This is a genomic window from Lacinutrix salivirga (assembly GCF_053604675.1).
In genome coordinates this window covers 1-19591 of record NZ_JBSHNP010000100.1, presented here as the reverse complement: position 1 = coordinate 19591, position 19591 = coordinate 1, and the positions used below count along the sequence as shown (strand labels likewise).

21 protein-coding genes are annotated in these 19591 nt (G+C 32.3%); 14 read left to right on the top strand and 7 right to left on the bottom strand.

What is annotated here, in order from left to right; genetic code table 11:
• Positions 1-43: 43 nt before the first annotated feature.
• The 4 genes from ACVC5O_RS06270 to ACVC5O_RS06255 all read left to right on the top strand — a co-directional run bounded on the left by ACVC5O_RS06270 (position 44) and on the right by ACVC5O_RS06255 (position 3315).
• Positions 44-463 carry a hypothetical protein gene (locus ACVC5O_RS06270; RefSeq protein WP_452220618.1) on the top strand — a complete coding sequence of 140 codons (420 nt, stop codon included), beginning with the start codon at positions 44-46 and terminating at the stop codon, positions 461-463.
• Positions 464-468: 5 nt separating this feature from the next.
• Complete coding sequence (gene sufC / locus ACVC5O_RS06265; protein ID WP_452220617.1) at positions 469-1221, top strand: Fe-S cluster assembly ATPase SufC; 753 nt, start codon at positions 469-471, stop codon at positions 1219-1221.
• Between the two features lie 138 nt (positions 1222-1359).
• Positions 1360-2673 carry a Fe-S cluster assembly protein SufD gene (sufD, locus tag ACVC5O_RS06260; RefSeq protein WP_452220616.1) on the top strand — a complete coding sequence of 438 codons (1314 nt, stop codon included), beginning with the start codon at positions 1360-1362 and terminating at the stop codon, positions 2671-2673.
• A gap of 51 nt (positions 2674-2724) precedes the next feature.
• Positions 2725-3315, top strand: coding sequence for an outer membrane beta-barrel protein (locus ACVC5O_RS06255; RefSeq protein WP_452220666.1), 591 nt, complete (start codon positions 2725-2727; stop codon positions 3313-3315).
• A gap of 187 nt (positions 3316-3502) precedes the next feature.
• Here the strand turns inward: ACVC5O_RS06255 and ACVC5O_RS06250 are convergent, their stop codons facing one another.
• The 3 genes from ACVC5O_RS06250 to ACVC5O_RS06240 are packed head-to-tail and all read right to left on the bottom strand — an operon-like array spanning position 3503 to position 4456.
• On the bottom strand, positions 3503-3682 hold the full coding sequence (locus tag ACVC5O_RS06250; RefSeq protein ID WP_452220615.1) for a hypothetical protein: 180 nt from the start codon (positions 3680-3682) through the stop codon (positions 3503-3505).
• A gap of 10 nt (positions 3683-3692) precedes the next feature.
• Positions 3693-4121 (bottom strand): hypothetical protein, encoded by a 429-nt coding sequence (locus ACVC5O_RS06245; RefSeq protein WP_452220614.1) that lies wholly within the window; start codon positions 4119-4121, stop codon positions 3693-3695.
• Positions 4121-4456, bottom strand: a complete 336-nt coding sequence (locus tag ACVC5O_RS06240; protein WP_452220613.1) for a PadR family transcriptional regulator — start codon at positions 4454-4456, stop codon at positions 4121-4123. The genes ACVC5O_RS06245 and ACVC5O_RS06240 overlap by 1 nt, the downstream gene beginning before the upstream one ends.
• A 109-nt stretch (positions 4457-4565) precedes the next feature.
• Between ACVC5O_RS06240 and ACVC5O_RS06235 the strand changes: the two genes are divergently transcribed.
• From ACVC5O_RS06235 to ACVC5O_RS06210, 6 genes are all read left to right on the top strand, one after another.
• The gene (locus ACVC5O_RS06235) at positions 4566-5780 is read left to right on the top strand and encodes an aminotransferase class V-fold PLP-dependent enzyme (RefSeq protein ID WP_452220612.1); all 1215 of its coding nucleotides are present in this window, start codon (positions 4566-4568) and stop codon (positions 5778-5780) included.
• A gap of 44 nt (positions 5781-5824) precedes the next feature.
• Positions 5825-6301 (top strand): hypothetical protein, encoded by a 477-nt coding sequence (locus ACVC5O_RS06230; RefSeq protein WP_452220611.1) that lies wholly within the window; start codon positions 5825-5827, stop codon positions 6299-6301.
• A 47-nt stretch (positions 6302-6348) separates the two neighbouring features.
• On the top strand, positions 6349-6774 hold the full coding sequence (locus ACVC5O_RS06225; protein ID WP_452220610.1) for a SufE family protein: 426 nt from the start codon (positions 6349-6351) through the stop codon (positions 6772-6774).
• Positions 6775-6882: 108 nt separating this feature from the next.
• On the top strand, positions 6883-7209 hold the full coding sequence (locus tag ACVC5O_RS06220) for a DUF59 domain-containing protein (protein ID WP_452220609.1): 327 nt from the start codon (positions 6883-6885) through the stop codon (positions 7207-7209).
• 150 nt (positions 7210-7359) lie between these two features.
• Positions 7360-7863, top strand: coding sequence for a DUF2480 family protein (locus ACVC5O_RS06215; RefSeq protein WP_452220608.1), 504 nt, complete (start codon positions 7360-7362; stop codon positions 7861-7863).
• A gap of 107 nt (positions 7864-7970) precedes the next feature.
• Entirely contained in the window at positions 7971-8909 is a 939-nt protein-coding gene (locus tag ACVC5O_RS06210; protein WP_452220607.1) for a DUF3078 domain-containing protein, read from the top strand.
• Positions 8910-8984: 75 nt separating this feature from the next.
• On the opposite strand, the gene hflX is transcribed toward ACVC5O_RS06210, so the two are convergent.
• Complete coding sequence (gene hflX / locus ACVC5O_RS06205; RefSeq protein WP_452220606.1) at positions 8985-10199, bottom strand: GTPase HflX; 1215 nt, start codon at positions 10197-10199, stop codon at positions 8985-8987.
• 74 nt (positions 10200-10273) lie between these two features.
• Between hflX and ACVC5O_RS06200 the strand changes: the two genes are divergently transcribed.
• On the top strand, positions 10274-11257 hold the full coding sequence (locus tag ACVC5O_RS06200) for an endonuclease/exonuclease/phosphatase family protein (protein ID WP_452220605.1): 984 nt from the start codon (positions 10274-10276) through the stop codon (positions 11255-11257).
• On the opposite strand, the gene ACVC5O_RS06195 is transcribed toward ACVC5O_RS06200, so the two are convergent.
• The 3 genes from ACVC5O_RS06195 to ACVC5O_RS06185 form a co-directional block, all read right to left on the bottom strand.
• Positions 11238-11615 carry a hypothetical protein gene (locus ACVC5O_RS06195; protein WP_452220604.1) on the bottom strand — a complete coding sequence of 126 codons (378 nt, stop codon included), beginning with the start codon at positions 11613-11615 and terminating at the stop codon, positions 11238-11240. The genes ACVC5O_RS06200 and ACVC5O_RS06195 overlap by 20 nt on opposite strands.
• Before the next feature lie 67 nt (positions 11616-11682).
• Positions 11683-13068, bottom strand: coding sequence for a DUF5689 domain-containing protein (locus ACVC5O_RS06190; protein ID WP_452220603.1), 1386 nt, complete (start codon positions 13066-13068; stop codon positions 11683-11685).
• Between the two features lie 31 nt (positions 13069-13099).
• The gene (locus ACVC5O_RS06185) at positions 13100-15964 is read right to left on the bottom strand and encodes a carboxypeptidase regulatory-like domain-containing protein (RefSeq protein ID WP_452220602.1); all 2865 of its coding nucleotides are present in this window, start codon (positions 15962-15964) and stop codon (positions 13100-13102) included.
• Between the two features lie 141 nt (positions 15965-16105).
• On the opposite strand from ACVC5O_RS06185, the gene ACVC5O_RS06180 reads away from it, so the two are divergent.
• The 3 genes from ACVC5O_RS06180 to ACVC5O_RS06170 are packed head-to-tail and all read left to right on the top strand — an operon-like array spanning position 16106 to position 19334.
• Positions 16106-17158, top strand: coding sequence for an endonuclease/exonuclease/phosphatase family protein (locus ACVC5O_RS06180; protein ID WP_452220601.1), 1053 nt, complete (start codon positions 16106-16108; stop codon positions 17156-17158).
• Positions 17159-17198: 40 nt separating this feature from the next.
• Positions 17199-17639, top strand: coding sequence for a LexA family protein (locus ACVC5O_RS06175; protein ID WP_452220600.1), 441 nt, complete (start codon positions 17199-17201; stop codon positions 17637-17639).
• 42 nt (positions 17640-17681) lie between these two features.
• Positions 17682-19334, top strand: coding sequence for an MFS transporter (locus ACVC5O_RS06170; protein WP_452220599.1), 1653 nt, complete (start codon positions 17682-17684; stop codon positions 19332-19334).
• Positions 19335-19591: the final 257 nt, after the last annotated feature.

Sequence of the window (19591 nt, the reverse complement as noted above, 5' to 3'; positions counted from 1 at the left end):
CCTTTGCAGGAATCTTATAAATTGAATTCAAATTAATAACAAAATGAAAAAAGTATTAATTCTACTTGTTACAATTGTAGCGTTTATAAGTTGTAAAAACGACGCTAAAACAGACAGTCCAGAAAACATTAAAAATATAGATGGCCCAGAAAAAACCAGCAAGCAAAACGATGGTTTAACATTGTTAGTTGGTGACTTTGTGTATTATGCAGATGCTGCAGTTTTACAAACTCACAAAGAAGTTTATGGTGTAGTTTTAGACGAGAAAATGCAAACCCTTAGTACTATGGCTAAAGAGTTTAAAAAAGAACCAACAGATATGGTTAAGGTCCAAGTGAGAGGTAAAATTATACCTAAAGACTCGCTAGAGGAAGGTTGGCCATATAAAGTAGAAATAAAAGAAATTATGAGCGTTAAACCTATTGACGCCAAAAAGAACGAAGTGATTAAAATCGGAAATTAAAGCGCATGTTAAAAATAAATAATTTACACGCAAGTGTTGAAGGCAAAGCCATTTTAAATGGAGTTAATCTTGAAGTAAAAGCAGGAGAAGTTCATGCTATAATGGGACCAAATGGTTCTGGAAAAAGTACATTAGCTTCAGTCGTAGCTGGAAAAGAAGAATACGAAGTAGATAAAGGAGAAATCTTACTAGATGGAGAAGATATTGAAGACCTAGCTGCCGAAGAGCGTGCACACAAAGGCATCTTCCTTTCGTTTCAATATCCTGTAGAAATTCCTGGAGTTTCTGTAACCAACTTCATGAAAACAGCAATAAACGAAACTCGTAAAGCAAAAGGCTTAGCAGATATGCCTGCAAAGGACATGCTTAAAATGATTAGAGAGAAGTCTGAAATGCTAGAAATAGATAGAAAATTTTTGTCTCGATCTTTAAACGAAGGCTTTTCGGGAGGAGAAAAAAAACGTAACGAGATTTTTCAAATGGCAATGCTAGAGCCTAAACTCGCTATTTTGGACGAAACAGATTCTGGTTTAGATATCGATGCCTTACGTATTGTTGCCAATGGTGTAAACAAACTAAAAAGCAAAGACAATGCTGTAATAGTAATTACACATTACCAACGTTTGTTAGACTACATCGTTCCTGATTTTGTACACGTTTTATACAATGGTCGTATTGTGAAATCTGGCGGAAAAGAATTAGCACACCAGCTAGAAGAAAAAGGATACGATTGGATTAAAGAAGAAGTGAACGCTTAGCACTAGCTTGCAGTATTCAGTCACAGTTAACAGTAGCTAACTCAAAACTGAAAATGCAAAAATTGAAACATAGTATAACAGTCTATTTCTTCTATTTCATCTTCTGAAAACTGAGACTGCGACTGAAAACTTAACACAATGGATTTAAAAGAAAAATTAATATCATCATTTTTAGCATTTGAAAATCAAGTCGATATAGACTCGCCTATACACGATATTAGAAGCGAAGCTATAGATACTTTCGAGAAAAAAGGGTTTCCGTCTAAAAAAGAAGAAGCTTGGAAATATACCTCACTAAAAAGTGTTTTAAAAGAAGATTATAGCGTATTCCCTAAAAAGGATAATGCAATAGAGTTTAATGATGTAAAAAAATATTTCATCCACGATATCGATTCTTATAAAATCGTATTTATAGATGGAAAATATTCTTCGCATTTATCGCAAACTACACACGATGGGATAGATGTGTGCTTAATGTCTTCTGCTTTAACAAAGCCTAAATACAAGTTATTTATAGAAAATTATTTTAATAAAATTGCTGCTAAAGACAGCTTAACCTCTTTAAACACAGCATTTTCTAACGAAGGTGCTTATATACACATCCCAAAAAATAAATTGGTAGAAAAACCAATTCAAATTTTACATTTTTCTACAGGAAACGAGGCTGCCTTAATGTTACAACCACGTAATTTAATTATTGTAGATGAGAATTCACATGTTCAAATTATTGAGCGTCACCAGAGTTTAACAGACAATCCTGTTTTAACTAATTGCGTTACCGAAATTTTTGCTAATAAACGCGCAATTGTTGATTGCTATAAACTGCAAAATGATAATAAGAATGCATCTTTAATAGACAATACCTTCATTAATCAAAAAGACCAAAGTCATGCCTTAGTACATACATTTTCTTTTGGAGGAAAATTAACTCGAAACAATCTTAACTTTTATCAAAATGGAGAAGGTATAGATTCTACTTTAAATGGCGTAACCATTATTGGAGACAAACAACATGTAGATCATAACACTTTAGTGCATCATATAGAGCCTAATTGTGAGAGTCACCAAGACTACAAAGGCATTTTTAACGATAGTGCTACAGGTGTTTTTAATGGTAAGGTAATTGTTAACAAAGAAGCTCAAAAAACAAATGCTTTCCAATCTAATAACAATATTTTATTAAGTGACAAAGCAACCATAAACTCTAAGCCACAATTAGAAATTTTTGCAGACGATGTAAAATGTTCTCATGGCTGTACTATTGGACAATTAGACGAGAGTGCAATGTTTTATATGCGTTCTCGAGGTATTCCTGAAAAAGAAGCTAAAGGATTATTAATGTACGCGTTTAGTAATAACGTACTAAGTTCTGTAAAAATCCCAGAAGTAAAACAACGTATTACCAAACTTATTGCTAATAAATTAGGCGTTAATATTGGCTTTGATCTTTAATTCCTTTATTCCTGCGAAGGCAGCAATCTCATAATGTTATTAGGAATCTAAATTTTATTAGCTATACTTTCTACTAATGCTCAAGAAAATTTTTCTTATGGAGTGACTTTTGGTGGATTTTATCACGACTATCAAAGTGTTGGATCTGTAGATATTAGACATTCCGATTTTTATAATCTATTAGACTTAGGTGTTTTCGGTGAATTTGAAATTAATGAATTTTCAGGTGTACAAGCTGCCATTAATTATAGTGTTTTAGGTGTAGATAGAGGATTCATTTTTAGAACACCTGGTGGACCTGTAAGAGAAGACTCTAAAATTTCTGCAATAAATTTTTCTACACATTATAAATTCGATGTTAATAAAGATATTGGTAAAGGTTTTTATTTATTAGCAGGACCAAGAATTTCGTTTCTTTTAAATGCTGAAACAGATTCAGGCCAAGATACAATTGAGCTTTATAACACTACTAGGTTTGCTGGTCAGCTAGGTTTTGGAGTTGATTTTTTAAAGCATTATTCATTTGAATTTATTGGTGACTATGGTTTTAATACTCCTTTTGATTCTGATGTTATTGAAATTCAATCCTATGGTATTCATTTTAATTTTAAGGTTAATTTAGAATCTCTTATAAGCAATTAATACTGGGTATTATTAAATTACGCAAAGACTTCCTTTCCAATTCTGATCTCTAAATTTAATGGCAATCCTTTGGTGTGTTTTATAATAAATTAAATAACGAAAACATTAATAGAGTTGTATATCCCTTAAACCAAGAAATTTCAATTTTGACAATATTTATGCCTTTTATAAATATTAAATCTAAGCACTAACTTTTCACTTCCTGATATTTCTGATAAAAATACATTGGTATAAAACCAAAGTTTAAAAATACAAAGCCAATAAAAACTATAACTCCTCTATAAGGCCATGTTAAAAATTCAAACATAGCTCCAATACCCAATATAAAAAAGGTTAAAAAGCCAACAACGTAAAATGATTTTTTCATAATATATGATTTAAGAAAATTTATATATAGATTGTTTGTAGTTAGCATAAAAAAGCAACGGAAGTATTCCTAAAGCAAAAACAACTATTGCTCCTACTAACATAGAACTAGCATAAGGCCAATGCATAATTTTAAATAATAAACCAAAAACCAATAGTAAAACCATTGTACCTCCTAGAGTGACTTTTAGTTTATTAAGCACTTGCCTTTCTTTTGCAAACTTTTGCAGGTTAGTTTCCAATTGTAAGTTCTGAAAACTCGCATAGCCTCCAAATTTCTGTAAAGCGTCTTGGTATAAAGTATTAAAATCATTAGAGTCTTGATTCTCCATATAAGTGCAAATATGGTCCAGCAAGTCTTCGCGTAAGCCTTTAGATTTTACACCATAAAGTTTTAAACTGTTTTCTATAAAATCTATATGTTGTTCTGTTAGTATCATTATACAGCTGGTTTAGGATTAAAAATTAAATGTAATGTTTCAATAAAATTATTGATTTCTTTTGTTACTTCTTCTGCAACTTTCTCACCTTCCGTTGTGACTTTATAATATTTTCTTACACGTTTTCCTATATACACCTTTTCGGTTTCCAGAATTCCTTTTGCTTCTAACTTGTGTAAAATAGGATATAATGCACCTTCCGAGATATCAATTTTTCCTAAAGTAAGTTTCCTAACCTCTTGTGTTATCTCGTAACCATACATTTTATCGCTTTCACTAATCAACTTTAAAATAATAGGTTGCAGTGTTCCTTTTGTTAATTGTTTGTCATACATAGAACAAATATACATTTTATATAAATGCATCCAAATTATATGCTAATTATTTTTATCTTTTATCTTTTTCTTTACACTTCATTTATCAAACAAAGCGTAAATTTGTAGTATGTTAGATTTGAATAAAATAAGAGCAGACTTCCCAATACTCCAACGTAAAGTAAATGGTAAACCGTTGGTGTATTTTGATAATGCTGCAACGTCGCAAACACCACAACACGTTATAGATGTTATTGTAGATTATTATTCTAATTACAATGCAAACATTCATCGTGGTGTACATACCTTAAGCCAAGAAGCAACAGATAAATATGAGGCTGCACGACATACCATCCAAAGGCATTTTAATGCTAAACATGCCTACGAGATTATTTTAACTGCTGGTACTACCGAAAGTATAAATTTAGTGGCTAGCGGATTTGCTTCAGTTTTACAAAAAGATGATGAAATTTTAGTTTCAGCTTTAGAACACCACAGTAATATTGTGCCTTGGCAAATGCTATGCGAAAAAACAGGAACAACTTTAAAAGTAATTCCAATGAACCAAGAAGGAGAATTGGAAATGGATAGGTACTTAGAACTACTTTCAGATAAAACAAAACTAGTATTTGTAAATCATATATCTAATGCGTTAGGCACCATAAATCCTATTAAAACAATAATAAAACAGGCACACAAAGTTGGTGCTGCTGTGTTGGTGGATGGTGCACAAGCTTGTCCGCATTTAAAAGTAGATGTCCAGGCATTAGATGTAGATTTTTACGTGGCATCTGCTCATAAAATTTGTGGACCAACAGGAGTAGGCTTATTATATGGTAAAGAAGAGTGGCTCACAAAATTACCACCTTACCAAGGAGGTGGCGAAATGATAGATCAAGTCTCTTTTGAGAAAACAACCTATGCTGGTTTGCCTCATAAATTTGAAGCTGGTACTCCAAATATTTGTGGTGGTATTGCTTTTGGCGCTGCTTTAGATTATATGAATGCTATTGGTTTTGATGCTATTGCAGACTATGAGCACGAACTTTTAGAATATGGCACACAACAATTATTAGAAATTGAAGGCTTAAAAATTTACGGTACATCTAAACAAAAAACCTCTGTCATTTCTTTTAATTTAGAAGGGATTCACCCTTACGACATTGGCACTTTATTAGATAAAATGGGAATAGCTGTACGAACAGGACACCATTGTGCACAACCTATAATGGATTATTTTAAAATTCCAGGTACTGTTAGAGCTTCTTTTGCTTTTTATAATACAAAGGAAGAAATCGATGCTTTAGTCGCTGGTGTTAAAAAAGCAAAAATGATGTTATCTTAAATTTTGGCTTCTTTTTTGTATATTCATTTTAAAACACATGTATTATGAAATTTATATTAGTTATTTTAAGTGTACTACTTGTAGAATCTTGTGGTACTTCAAAACAAAATGCATCTAATGCTATGAGTGAAAATGACACTAAAACCGAAGCATTAAAACGTATTACAGACTTTAAAAGTATAGAATACTCTGCTTTGGCAAGAGGCTCCTTTACTAAAATAACAATTAAAGATAATACGCTAAGTACACAATTAGCACATAACGAAAAACCAGAAACCAGACCACTTACTAATTCTGAAATTGAAGAATTAGCAACACTACTTTCTGAGATAGATTTAAAATCCCTTTCTGATTTAAAACCACCAAGTAAAGCACACCAATACGATGGAGCTGCAGGAGCAACATTAATTGTTGAAACCAATTCTGAAAGCTACACCACACCAACTTTTGATCATGGAAAACCACATACTGTAATTTCGCCTTTAGTGAGTAAACTACTTTCAATGATTGAAAAACGGTAAATAATTGAACAAACCCTTTAGTTATTGTATTTTTGTAAAAAAATAATATGCCAAGTATAGAAGACATACAAAACGACATTATTGAAGAATTTTCGATGTTTGAGGATTGGGAAGAGCGCTATCAATATATGATAGATTTAGGTAAGGATTTGCCTATAATTGACGACCAATTTAAAACAGAAGACAATATAATTAAAGGTTGTCAAAGCAAGGTTTGGGTTCATGCAGAATTAGAAGACTCTAAAATTGCGTTCACTGCAGATAGTGATGCTATAATTACTAAAGGTATTATTGCCATTTTAATTAGAGTATTTTCTAACCAACATCCAAAAGATATAATTGAAGCGAACACTAATTTTATAGACGAAATTGGATTAAAAGAACATTTATCTCCAACACGAGCAAATGGCTTAGTAAGCATGATAAAACAGCTAAAAATGTATGCCATAGCATACCAAACTCAATTAAATTAATATAAAATATTGAAAAGGAAGCCATCTATTTTATTAATAAAATAACCAGCTTTAGCAGAAATAAACACAAAGATTCTCATGTTATGAGAATTTAAAATACATTTTATAATGAGCGACACAACAATAGATACAACAGAATTAGGCGAAAAAATAGTTCGCGTATTAAAAACAATATACGATCCAGAAATCCCTGTTGACATTTACGAACTAGGATTAATCTACGATGTATTTGTTAACGAAGATTACGACGTTAAAATTTTAATGACCTTAACGACACCTAATTGTCCTGTTGCCGAAACGCTTCCTCTGGAAGTTGAAGAAAAAGTAAAATCGTTAAACGAAGTAAAAGATGCTGAAGTAGAAATTACTTTCGATCCTCCTTGGACACAAGAGTTAATGAGTGAAGAAGCAAAATTAGAATTAGGAATGCTTTAATTTTAGTTAGCAGTGTTAAGTCACAGTATTTAGTAACTACTCGACTACAACTACTCGAACTCTTTAGTACTAATATTTTATCTAATGTCATTCTGAGCGCAGTCGAAGAATCTTGCACTATAAAATTTAATAAATTATTACACATAAATTTTGAAAGACGAAATTATAAATCGCGTAGCAAATAGCAAACTAGTTACTTTTGATCTTGAAGAGCATTACCCAAAAGGCGAACGCTACTTGTTTGATATAAAAAATTGGTTATATGAAGGTTTTGTGCTGCGCGAAAAAGAATTTCGTGAGCAGATAAAAAACTACGATTGGTCGCAACATAATGAGCAATATGTTGCAATTACTTGCTCTACAGATGCTATTGTACCTGCTTGGGCATTTATGCTAGTAAGTATGCATTTACAACCTTACGCAAAACACACTGTTTTAGGAACATTAGAAGAATTAGAAACTGCGCTCTACCAAGATATTATTAACAACTTGGACGTTTCAGAATTTAAAGATAAGCCTGTAATTATTAAGGGATGCTCTAAAAAACCAGTTCCAAGAAGTGCCTATTTAATGATCGCCAATAAAATTAAACCTATCGCAAAATCCATAATGTTTGGCGAAGCATGCTCGTCTGTACCATTATATAAGCGTTAATTGTCGATAAAAACACGCGTTTAATCGTATATTTTCTCAAAATATCTTATTCTGTTCAATTAGTTATATCTATTTACTATACTTTTGCAATTCAAAAATTTAAAACAATGAAAAAACTATTATTTTTATTAGCTTTTAGTGTTGGAATAGTTTCAATACAAGCACAAACAAAAGAAGAATTAGTAGCACAAAAAAACGAAAAACAAGCTGCTGCAGATGCTGCACAAGCAGAGGCTAATGCTCTACAAGCTCAAATAGATGCATTACCAGGTTGGAGAGTAGGTGCTTTTGGTACTATTGGTGGAAGCATTTCTAACTTTAGTAACTGGTACGCACAAGGTGCTCCAAACAATTCGTCAGGAAACATTGGTATTTCTGTAAATGGTTATGCTAATTTAATCGAAGATAAATTTTTCTGGAGAAACGCATTAACTTCAAACTTAAACTGGGTAAAATTAGACAATAAAGATACTAATTTAGATAGTGAGAAATTTAACCCAACAACAGATGTATTTAATTTGTCGTCTTTATACGGAAGAAAATTAAGCGAAAAATTTGCTGTGTCTGGTTTAATGGAATACAGAACTACTTTATTAGATAACTTTAACGATCCTGGTTATTTGGATGTTGGTGTTGGTGGAACTTGGACTCCTATTGATAATTTAATAGTAGTAATTCACCCATTAAACTACAACTTTGTTTTTGCTGATAATGATTCTGTTTTCGAATCGTCTTTAGGTGCAAAAATTGTTGCAGATTACACACGCCAAATTGGTAAAGTAAGCTTTAAGTCTAACCTATCTATGTTTCAAAGTTATAAGAGTGGAGATTACTCTAACGTAACTTGGACTAACTCATTTAGCTATACATTATGGAAAATGATTGGTGTAGGATTTGATTTTGGTTTAAGAAGCAACAAACAAGAAGCGCTTAACTACGCTTTGGGACAGTTTGATCCAATGTCAACTGCTGCAACGCCAAGCTTTGATAATGTAGATAATAAATTACAGTCTTATTGGTTATTAGGATTAAGTTACAACTTCTAATCCCAATTTATTATAAACTAAAAAAGGCATTTTCATATTTTGAAAATGCCTTTTTTTATGCTCAATAGTTTCTTATTATTCCTCTTCGCTGTAATCAGGATATAAAAAATGATTGTAAGGAAAACGAGTAACGTGTATTTCTCTAACTTCATCGTAAACGCGTTTTTTAAATTCGTCTAAATTCTTTTTATTTAAAGCCGAAATAAAGAGCGCATTATCTTTTCCTACTTTATTCATCCATGTTTTTTTCCATTCTTGCAAGGTGTAATGTTCCTTGGTTCGTTCTGCAATTAAATCTGTATGGTCAAAAGGTTCTGCTTTATAAGCATCTATTTTATTAAACACCATAATCGTTGGCTTATCAGAGCTATCTATTTCGCCTAAAATTTTATTTACAGACTCAATATGCTCCTCATAATTTGGATGCGAAATATCTACAACATGTAATAACAAATCTGCTTCCCTAACCTCATCTAATGTGCTTTTAAAACTTTCGACTAATTGTGTAGGTAGTTTGCGAATAAACCCAACAGTATCGCTTAATAAAAAAGGTAAATTTTGTATTACAACTTTACGAACTGTGGTGTCTAAAGTTGCAAACAACTTGTTTTCGGCAAAGACTTTACTTTTACTCACTACATTCATTAACGTGGATTTTCCAACGTTGGTATAGCCAACAAGCGCAACTCTAACCATTTGTCCACGATTACCTCGTTGTACAGACATTTGTTTGTCTATAGTTTTAATTTTAGCTTTTAATAAAGAAATTCGGTCTCTTACAATACGTCTATCGGTTTCAATTTCTGTTTCACCAGGTCCACGCATTCCAATACCACCTTTTTGACGCTCCAGGTGAGTCCACATTCCTTTTAAACGTGGTAATAAATATTCGCATTGCGCTAACTCTACCTGTGTACGTGCGTAACTTGTTTGTGCACGTTGCGCAAATATGTCTAAAATGAGGTTGGTTCTGTCTAATACTTTACAATTAAGTATTTTACTTATGTTGCGTTCTTGTGCTGCAGAAAGCTCATCGTCAAAAATGGCAGTTCCCACATCATTATCTGCAATAAATTGCCTTACATCCTCCATTTTACCTGTTCCTATAAAGGTTTTAGGGTTGGGCATGTCCATTTTTTGAGTAAATCGTTTTAAGACTTCTCCTCCAGCTGTGTAAGTCAAAAACTCCAACTCATCTAAATATTCTTTAGACTTTTCTTCGTTTTGTTCTTTGGTTATTACACCTATTAGTACTGCTTTTTCAAGCTCTATATCTTTTTTTTCTAGCATATATAAATTTAAAGTACAAAGTTAACACTTAAATTTTCATATTTTTAACGCAATAACTATTCATTTTAAATCATTTGGAAGAAAAACATTCACTATATGAGTTGCTAACTGTGGCCTTTTATAATATAGAAAATCTATTTGATATTTATAATGAGGTTGGTAAAAACGATACAGATTTTTTACCAGCTTCTAACAAACGATGGACTTTAAAACGCTATAAAAATAAACTTAGAAAATTGGGATATGCTATTTCTAATATTGGCGTAAAACAAACAAATTTACACCCTATTTTAGTTGGTTTGGCAGAAGTTGAGAATGCAAAAGTACTAAAGGATTTAATACAATCGAAGCATTTAGAAGCGCTACCTTATGATTTTGTGCACTACGACTCTCCAGACGAACGTGGTATTGATACTGCTTTACTCTATGATAAAAACAGATTTAAAGTTATAGAATCTAGCATTTATGCTATTGAATTAGTTGATGACTTAGGAGCTATAGATTACACCAGAGATATATTATTAGTTACTGGTTTTTTAGATGGTTATAAAGTGCATATTATTATAAACCATTGGCCTTCGCGACGACAAGGAAATGTGGAAACAGAGAAGAAACGTATAACTGCTGCCAATAAAGTTATTGAGATTATAACTAATTTAAGAGCTAAAAATGAAGATGCTAAAATTATTGTAATGGGAGATTTTAATGATGATCCTGCTAGTAAAAGCATTAAACATTTGGTAAAAACACATGGGCTTTATAATCCTATGGATACCTTATTGTCTTATACTAGAGGTACAACTGTCCATCGCAGAAAATGGAATTTATTCGATCAAATAATAATTACAACAAATTTCTTTGAGCGTAAGCCAGAAGTATTGCGTTATTATGATGCCGATATTTTTGATGCCGATTTTTTAAAACAAAACGAAGGACGTTTTAAAGGTAGTCCTTACAGAACTTTTGTTGCTAATAAATACAAAGGTGGTTATAGCGATCATTTTCCTGTGCACATAACCCTTAAAAAGAATAAAGGGACTAAACCGCTTGAAGAATAATTATGGCTAATCCAATTAAAGCAAATGGTAATAACCACAGCATAGTTATAGGATAGTTTAACGTTTTTTTCTTGGAGAGTTTTGCGTTTAAAATCATTCGTTTTTTGCCATTATAGGTCATCCAGTTTTTAAAATAAATAAAACCAACAAGTATAACAAAAAGGCTCCATGCTTTTTTACTAGACATGGTATCTACATTCATTTGGTCTAAAAAACCAGCCAATAATACACCAAAAAGTAAAACTAAAGCAGATTGTAATAAAGTTAAATACACTAAAGCTATTGTATTTGCTCTTTTTGTATTAGAGCCTTTATAGTGTTTGAAAAATTTAACAAAAAAGGTATCGAAAGCAGACATAAAGTATTGGTATTAAAAAGAAAACCACATCGTTGAGATGTGGTTTTCTATATATAAATTTTAAGAATTAGTTACCTGTAACCTCAACGTTATCTACGTGATATCTTGTAGTTGCTCCAGGATCTGAACCTTCGTAAAAGAAAGCAAAGTGTACATCGCCATCTAAACAAGATACGTTTACTGGCCCTACAGTTTCAAAGTTTCCAAATGTTCCTCCTGGTCCTGTAGGAATAGAAGCATCTAAAATAGACCAAGTAGCCGTTGTTGGATCTCCTGTAAAGTCTGTAGAAACTAAAACAGATAAATTTGTTCCATTGTCAAAACTAGCCTGAACATCGAAGAATAATTCTTCTCCAGTAGTACCATCCATGTTAATAGCTGGAGTTACTAAATATACATCTGCTTCTGCATTACCAGAACTAAATGCAGAGATACGAGAGTAATTGTTTCCTCCAAATCCGCTAATAAACCAATCTGTATCAGTTCCGCTTACATTAGTGTTAGTCCAACCTTCTGCAGTGTAGGTTCCAAAACCTTCAAAATCCTCTGAGAAAAATGCTGCTCCTCCTCCAGATGCTTCATCGCACTCAAAGAAATCAGGATCACAACGTGTTCCATCATCAAAGTTAATATCTTCTGGTGAGTTTAAGTATATTGTATAAAAATCATCGAAGAAATCTCTTGTTAAAATTGCATCAATACTACCTTGTCCTGCAGGTAATAATAATGATTTAAAGTCAGAAAACGTACTTGTACTTAATATTACAGATCCACCTTCTACACAACTTTCTAAATTACGTTCACCATCAAACTGGTCGTCATCTTCACTTGCAAAAGTTTTAGGGTCTTCTCCTAAAACATCGTTACGATTAAATTGCATATTTGTTAATCTAATAAACTGACTTTCTAACTCGTCACTAAAGTCAGCTATTGTCACTTCTTTAGGAACAATAGTTGCAACCTCAGCACTCCTTAATACAACGTTGTTTACCATTGGCTCAGAAATACGCTCTAATTCGTTTCCTGCAGCACGACCAATTTGGATAACTCCATTATCTTCTGCTACAGATAAACCTTTAAGGTTAATGTAAACTTTGCGACCAAATTCATAGCGTGTAAACAATGGATTTACATCTAATTGTATAACAATACCAGCAGTTGGACTTTCAGGTTTATCTTGTAAAACTAATGATTTGAACCAGTTTCCTCCTTCATCACTAGAAATCACATAACCTTCCATATAAAGATTGTTTTCTCCATCGTAAGTTATTAATTCTCCTTCTTGGTTATAAGCTCCAAGTACAGCGTCGATATCTGTAATTGGCCCATCCAATGTTGGCTCAGTAACTGTTAAGTTTGGTGCGCTAAAGTCGTCGTCTTCAACACATGCTGTAAATATTACCATACTTAATAGTAATACTACTAGATTATTTATTTTTATTGCTTTTTTCATTTTATATAAATTTATTTTTTTAGTAAAGGTATTAAAATCTTACGTAAACGTTTAAGTAATAAGTGGTTCCATAACCAAAGAAGTAACGATTACCAAAAACAGGTCCGTTTTCGTTTGTTTGTTCTTGTAGTTGGTTTCTGTAATCTACTCTACGCGATTGTTCGAAACCTCCTGTTTTATATTCTTGATTAAAAACATTATTAATAGTTGCAAAGAAACCTACAAAGTAATCATCTACTTTCCAAGATTTTCCTCCAATTATGTTAACTAACATATAGTTATCAAATTGTTCTTGCTTTAATAATCTGTTTGCTACGTCTTCATTATAATCATTAATTGGTGTTCCTGTAATGTTTCCTCCTTGTTGGAATACTTCATCAGAAATAATATCCTGATCTAAAGCAAAAGCGTCTGAACGTTTTAACGCACTAGCATCTACATAAGCATTTGAAAAAAAGTTAGAGGTAATACCAATATTCCAATATTCTGGGTCACGATATTCGAAACCTAATTGGTAAGCACGTTCTGGGCCACCAGCAACGTGAAGATCTTCTAAATACGCTTTACCACTTCCAAAAGTTAATGGGTTTTGAAAATCATCACTTGTGTAATATAAGTTAGGATTATTGCTATACGTATATTGTCCAAAAGAAGCTGCACCTTTTAATTTAATAGTAGGTGTTACTTGTGCTTCGATACCAAACTCTGCTCCTATGTGACGCTTATCGATACCTGTTTGAATTTCTTGTACAAATGCATTTCCTGCAGCTTCAGTAAAAAAGAAACCAATATCAGTTCCATCTTCAAAAGTGGAATAAAACCCTGTTAATCTCGCTTTAACTATTGGAGATCTAAAAATATAACTTGCATCTACAGATTTTATTTTTTCACTTGTAACTCCATTAATAGTATTATTATTTTGTCTGGCGTTTTCAAATGAATTTCTAATACTTGGCGCTTTTGTCATATATGCACCATTAAAATCCAATAAGTGACGCCCTGTAATTTTATAAGTTGCTCCTGCTTTAACTCCATAATTAGAAAAATCTAATTTTTCGCCTTCTCCAAAAGAGTTGTTTTCGAAATAACCATTTTGGTATAAACCATTTCTTTGGTAAGATGTTTGGCTTAAGTTAGCCGCTAAAAAGAAATCTACTTTATTGTATTTAAATTGTGCTTGAGCAAAACCGCTAACTACATTAGCATCTATTTCGTAGTTGTATTTATAACGCTCACCTTCTGTTACAATTCTATTAGGGTTTCTAACATCTGATTGTGCAAGATTGGTAAGGTTTTGCGTAGGATCTGTTTCTTCTGCAAAGAAATCTACATCTAAATATCCTGTTCCTCCTAAAAGGTCTTTAATTTCAGCAAAGTTTTCACTTTTAAGCTTTCTATAATTAACAGCTGCGTTTAAACGTATATTATCATTTATTTCTGTATCAAAAATAGTGTTAACAAATAATGTTTTGTCGTCTACTCTATCTTCTTGTACTGCAAATACAGAATTGTGTCCTTGGTTTCTTAATATAGCGTTTGCTCTATATAATGAGTTCCAATCTAATTGTCCATCATTAACAAAATCTTGTTGCGCAATATAAGCTTGCTCGTAATCATTTGCAGTTGGCGTTCCATCTACATTTAAAATGTAGCTTGGCAAGTTTTGGTAATAAGATGGATCTGGATTACGTGCTCCTCCAATGTAAGCATCTTGTCCATCTAAATTTACTAAACGTGTTCCTCCATTATCTAATCGTGTATTTCCTATTTTACCAAATTGGTAAGCGACATTAGTATTTAAAGAGGTTTTGTCCGAAATTGTCCAGAAATGGTTTAACATTAAAATTGGTTCTTCAATACGACGCACTCGTGAGTTTCTTAACTCACCATCCAATTCTCCCCATAACGGATTGTATTGTCTTCCTTTTAACTCATTAATCTCATCTGTAAGTGCTGTAGTTTTTCCTCTACGATTTTGTGCGTATATAGATGTAAAGTTAATACTATGCTTATCGTTTATTTTCTTTTCTACAGAAGCAAAAAATGAATTGGCATCGTAAAGAGATCCCTCTACATAACCACCATCTCCATAACGTCTAGACGCTAAAATGGAATAAGACCATCCACCTTCTAACATTCCAGAGCTATAGCTTCCCATTATTCGCCCTTCGTAACTTCTGTTTGAAGAAGCGAAAGATATACGACCACCTTCTCTGTACTTAGAGGCACGCATTATAATATTATTAGTACCAGCTAAATCTCCAAAAGTATAATCGTTAGGAGATATTCCCATTGAAAATTCTTGGTTACGCTGTACATCGTTTAATCCGCCCCAATTTCCCCATTGTGGTCTTCCAGTATCTAATTTATTCATTTCGATACCATTGATTAAAACTTTACCGTTAGCATTGTCTAAACCTCTAGGCCTAAAAAATGTAGCACTAAAATCATACGCAGCAGCATTTAAAAATGCATCCCTAGAAGATTGTAGTAGCCCTGAAACGTTACTAGATAATCCATCATCATCACTGTTTAATTGGTCTTCAGAGATTGAAATAACATACTCGTCCTGATTGTTTATAACATATTCTAATGTCATATCAGTAATGTTAACTGTTTTGCCTTCGTTAACCACAATTGGGTATCGGTTAGGTTCAAAACCTTCTTTAGTTAATCTAAGCATTTGCTCTCCTAAAGGAATAATACCAGGAAACTGAAATTCTCCTAGCTCATTGGTTTGAGTAGATAGATCTGACTGTTCAATGGTAACAGTTACATCAGGAATAGGTTCGCCAGTAGAAGCGTTTTTAACACTTCCTTTTACAACTGTTTGCTGAGCATAGGCTGTAAAGGCTGAAAAAATCCCGAATAAAAAAATAAATAAACTTTTTTTCATACTTGAATTTATTGTTTAAAAAAATTGGTCTTACGTTAAATATTAATTATTTAAGGCGTGCAAATTTACATTATTTATAATAAATATCTACTTTTGGCAAGAGATTTGTATTAACATAACTATAACATAACACTCATATTAATGAAAAATTTAAAATTTTGGATATCCATATTGTGCTTAACAGCGTTTACGCTAACTAATGCTCAAGAAAAAAAGAAGTTTAAAATTCATACTGTAGCTTTTTACAATCTTGAAAATTTATTTGACACTATAAATGATCCTACAAAAAATGATGAGGCAAGTCCGATTATGGAAATGCGTGCAAATCAAGGAGAGATTTATAAAAAGAAAGTACACAATATGGCTAGAGTTATAGCAGATATTGGTAAAGATGTTACTGGCAACACTCCAGCAATAATTGGTGTTTGCGAAGTGGAAAATAGAGAGGTTTTAGAAGATGTGGTAAATGACCCTTTGCTTTTGGCTAAAGACTATGGCATTGCGCATTTTGAGTCTCCAGACAGAAGAGGAATTGATGTTGCATTACTATACCAGAAAAAATTATTTTCTCCAATAAATAAGAGTACACATACCTTAAAAATTTATGATGACGAAACAAGAGAGCGAATAGACACCAGAGATCAATTATTAGTTAGCGGAAAATTAGAAGGAGAAATGATACACCTAATTGTTAACCACTGGCCATCAAGACGTGGTGGAGAGGCAAGAAGTAGGCCAAAACGTGTAGCTGCAGCAAAATTGAATAAATACATCATGGATTCTATTCAGGTTATTGATCCTTACGCTAAAATTATTACAATGGGAGATTTAAACGATGATCCTACAAATGCTAGTGTTAAAGAGGTTTTAAAAGCACAAAGAAAAAAAAGTAAAGTAGGTTTTAAAGGCATTTATAATCCTTTTATAGATATGTACAAAAAAGGATTAGGCACAGGTGCATATAGAGATGCTTGGAGTTTATTTGATCAAATAATGGTAACTAAACCATTAATTGAAAAAGATTATTCAACATTTAGGTACTACAAAGCTGGCATATTTAATAAACAATACTTAACTAATAAAAAAGGACGTTGGGAAGGGTATCCTTTTCGTAGTTTCGCAGATGGAGGATATACTGGAGGATTTAGCGACCACTTTCCTGTGTATATTTATCTTATAAAAGAAGTTAAGTAATACGCTGTTTTTGAAACATGGTTAAAAATATATAATATTAATGGTGGCTAACACATCAGGAAATTTAACGTTTTTTACTCCAGAAATTGTAGAAGGTTCTGGAGCACATTTTTTTGATGCTGGTATTTCGGCAGGATTTCCTTCTCCAGCAGAAGATTTTCATGAAGAGCGATTATCGTTAGATAAAGAATTGGTTAAAAACAAAGAGGCCACTTTTTTTGCTAAAGTAAGTGGACAATCTATGATTGGAGCCGGTTTAGACGATAGTGATTTGCTAGTAATTGATAGAAGTTTAGAACCCGAAAACAATAAAATAGCAGTATGTTTCTTGGATGGTGAATTTACTGTTAAACGTTTAAGAGTAGATGAAGAAGGGATTTGGCTACAACCAGAAAATCCAAATTATCCCATTATAAAAATTACAGATACTAATGATTTTGTAATTTGGGGAATTGTTACCAATGTAATTAAAAAAGTTTAATTTGCTTAAAACTAACTAACCTTAATTTTTAACCAAAAACCAATGACAGAACAAAAAAACTATAAGCAAGCATTATCTACATTAGTAACAGTATTTTTCTTTTGGGGTTTTATTGCTGCTTCTAATGGTGTTTTCATCCCATTTTGCAAAACGTATTTTTCTATAGATCAATTTCAATCCCAATTAGTTGATTTTGCGTTCTATGGCGCATATTACTTTGGAGCATTAATTTTATTTGTGCTTTCCAATAGCTTAGGAAAGGACATAATGAATAAATGGGGTTACAAAAACGGAATAATTTATGGGTTAATTTTAAGTGCTATTGGAGCAGTAGTTATGTTTCCTGCAATAGAAGGTGCGCAGCCTGGAGATTCTAATGTGTTTTATTATGTTTTAGGTGCTTTGTTTATAGTTGGCTTAGGGTTTTCACTACAACAAACCGCAGCTAATCCTTTTACAATTGCCTTAGGCGCTCCAGAAAAAGGAGCACATAGATTAAACTTAGCAGGTGGAATAAACTCTTTTGGGACAACTATTGGACCAATAGTTATTGCATTAATTCTATTTGGATCTACTCCTAAATCAGGACCAGAGTTAGAAGCTATGATTGCTAATCAATCAATAACATTATCTACTATACAATATTTATATTTAGCAGTTGGTGCACTATTTTTATTAGCCGCTGCTTTATTTTATTTTTCTAAAAAATTACCACAAGGAAAAAACGATGCGACTATAATTAAAGCACCAAAAGCAGTTGTTGCTCTTACAGTAATGACTGTTTTATTAATACTTTGTTTTTATTTAACATTTGATCAATATAGAGGTACTCCAGATAATGATTTTATATTGAAACTTACTATTGCAAGTTTAGCTATAGTTGTTGGTGTATTGTTAATCTCTAATTTTTTAGCAAAGAAAAATAATGAAGGTTGGGGCGCAATGAAGTATCCTCAGTTGGTTTTAGGAATGTTAGCAATCTTTACTTACGTAGGTGTTGAGGTTACAATACAAAGTAATCTTGGCGAATTGTTGAAATTTGTAACTACTACTGTAGAAGGCATAGACTACAACGCTTTAGGAATGAAAGCAATGAGTGACAACGAAATCGCACCATTAATATCTATGTATTGGGGCGGATTAATGATTGGTCGTTGGGCAGGAGCTATTGCTGTTTTTAACCCTTCTAGTAAGGTTAAAACTTGGCTTTATATAATTGTACCATATATAGCTTTTGGTGTTGTATTACTTGTAAATTATATATCTGGTTTTAATGTAAATGCTTTGTTTTTGTTTGCTATTTGCATAGCTATTCAAATAGGTGGTTTTTTTGTTGGAAAAGAAAAACCAGCATTAACTTTAAAGATATTTGGTATGCTAGGTGTAATTGCAATATTAATAGGATTGTTTACTACTGGTAAAGTGGCATTATATGCTTTTTTAAGTGGAGGGTTATTTTGTTCTATTATGTGGCCTTGTATATTTGCTTTAAGCATAAAAGGCTTAGGAAAGTACACCTCTCAAGGTTCATCATTTTTAATAATGATGATTTTAGGAGGAGCAATTATTCCACCACTACAAGGTAAGTTAGCAGATGTAATAGGTATACATAGCTCTTACTGGATTGCTGCGGCTTGTTTTTTATACTTAGTGTTTTTTGCACAAAGCGCAGAGCGTATTGTAAAAAAATTATAACCTTATTTTGTAAAACTACTTTTATTTTAATTCCTGAGATACATTATTATTTACTGTTCGAAGTTGAAAGAATAAAAAAAATAAAGCCAAACATTAGTTTGGCTTTATTTTTTTTATTTGTCACGTCCTGAAATAAGTTGACACAAAATCGACTTATTATGAAAAACAAAGAAACCAAAAGAGTAAAACGTACCCAACGCGATTATAATTTAGGCTTTAAATTAGCCCTTGTATCAGAGGTGGAAAAAGGCAATTAC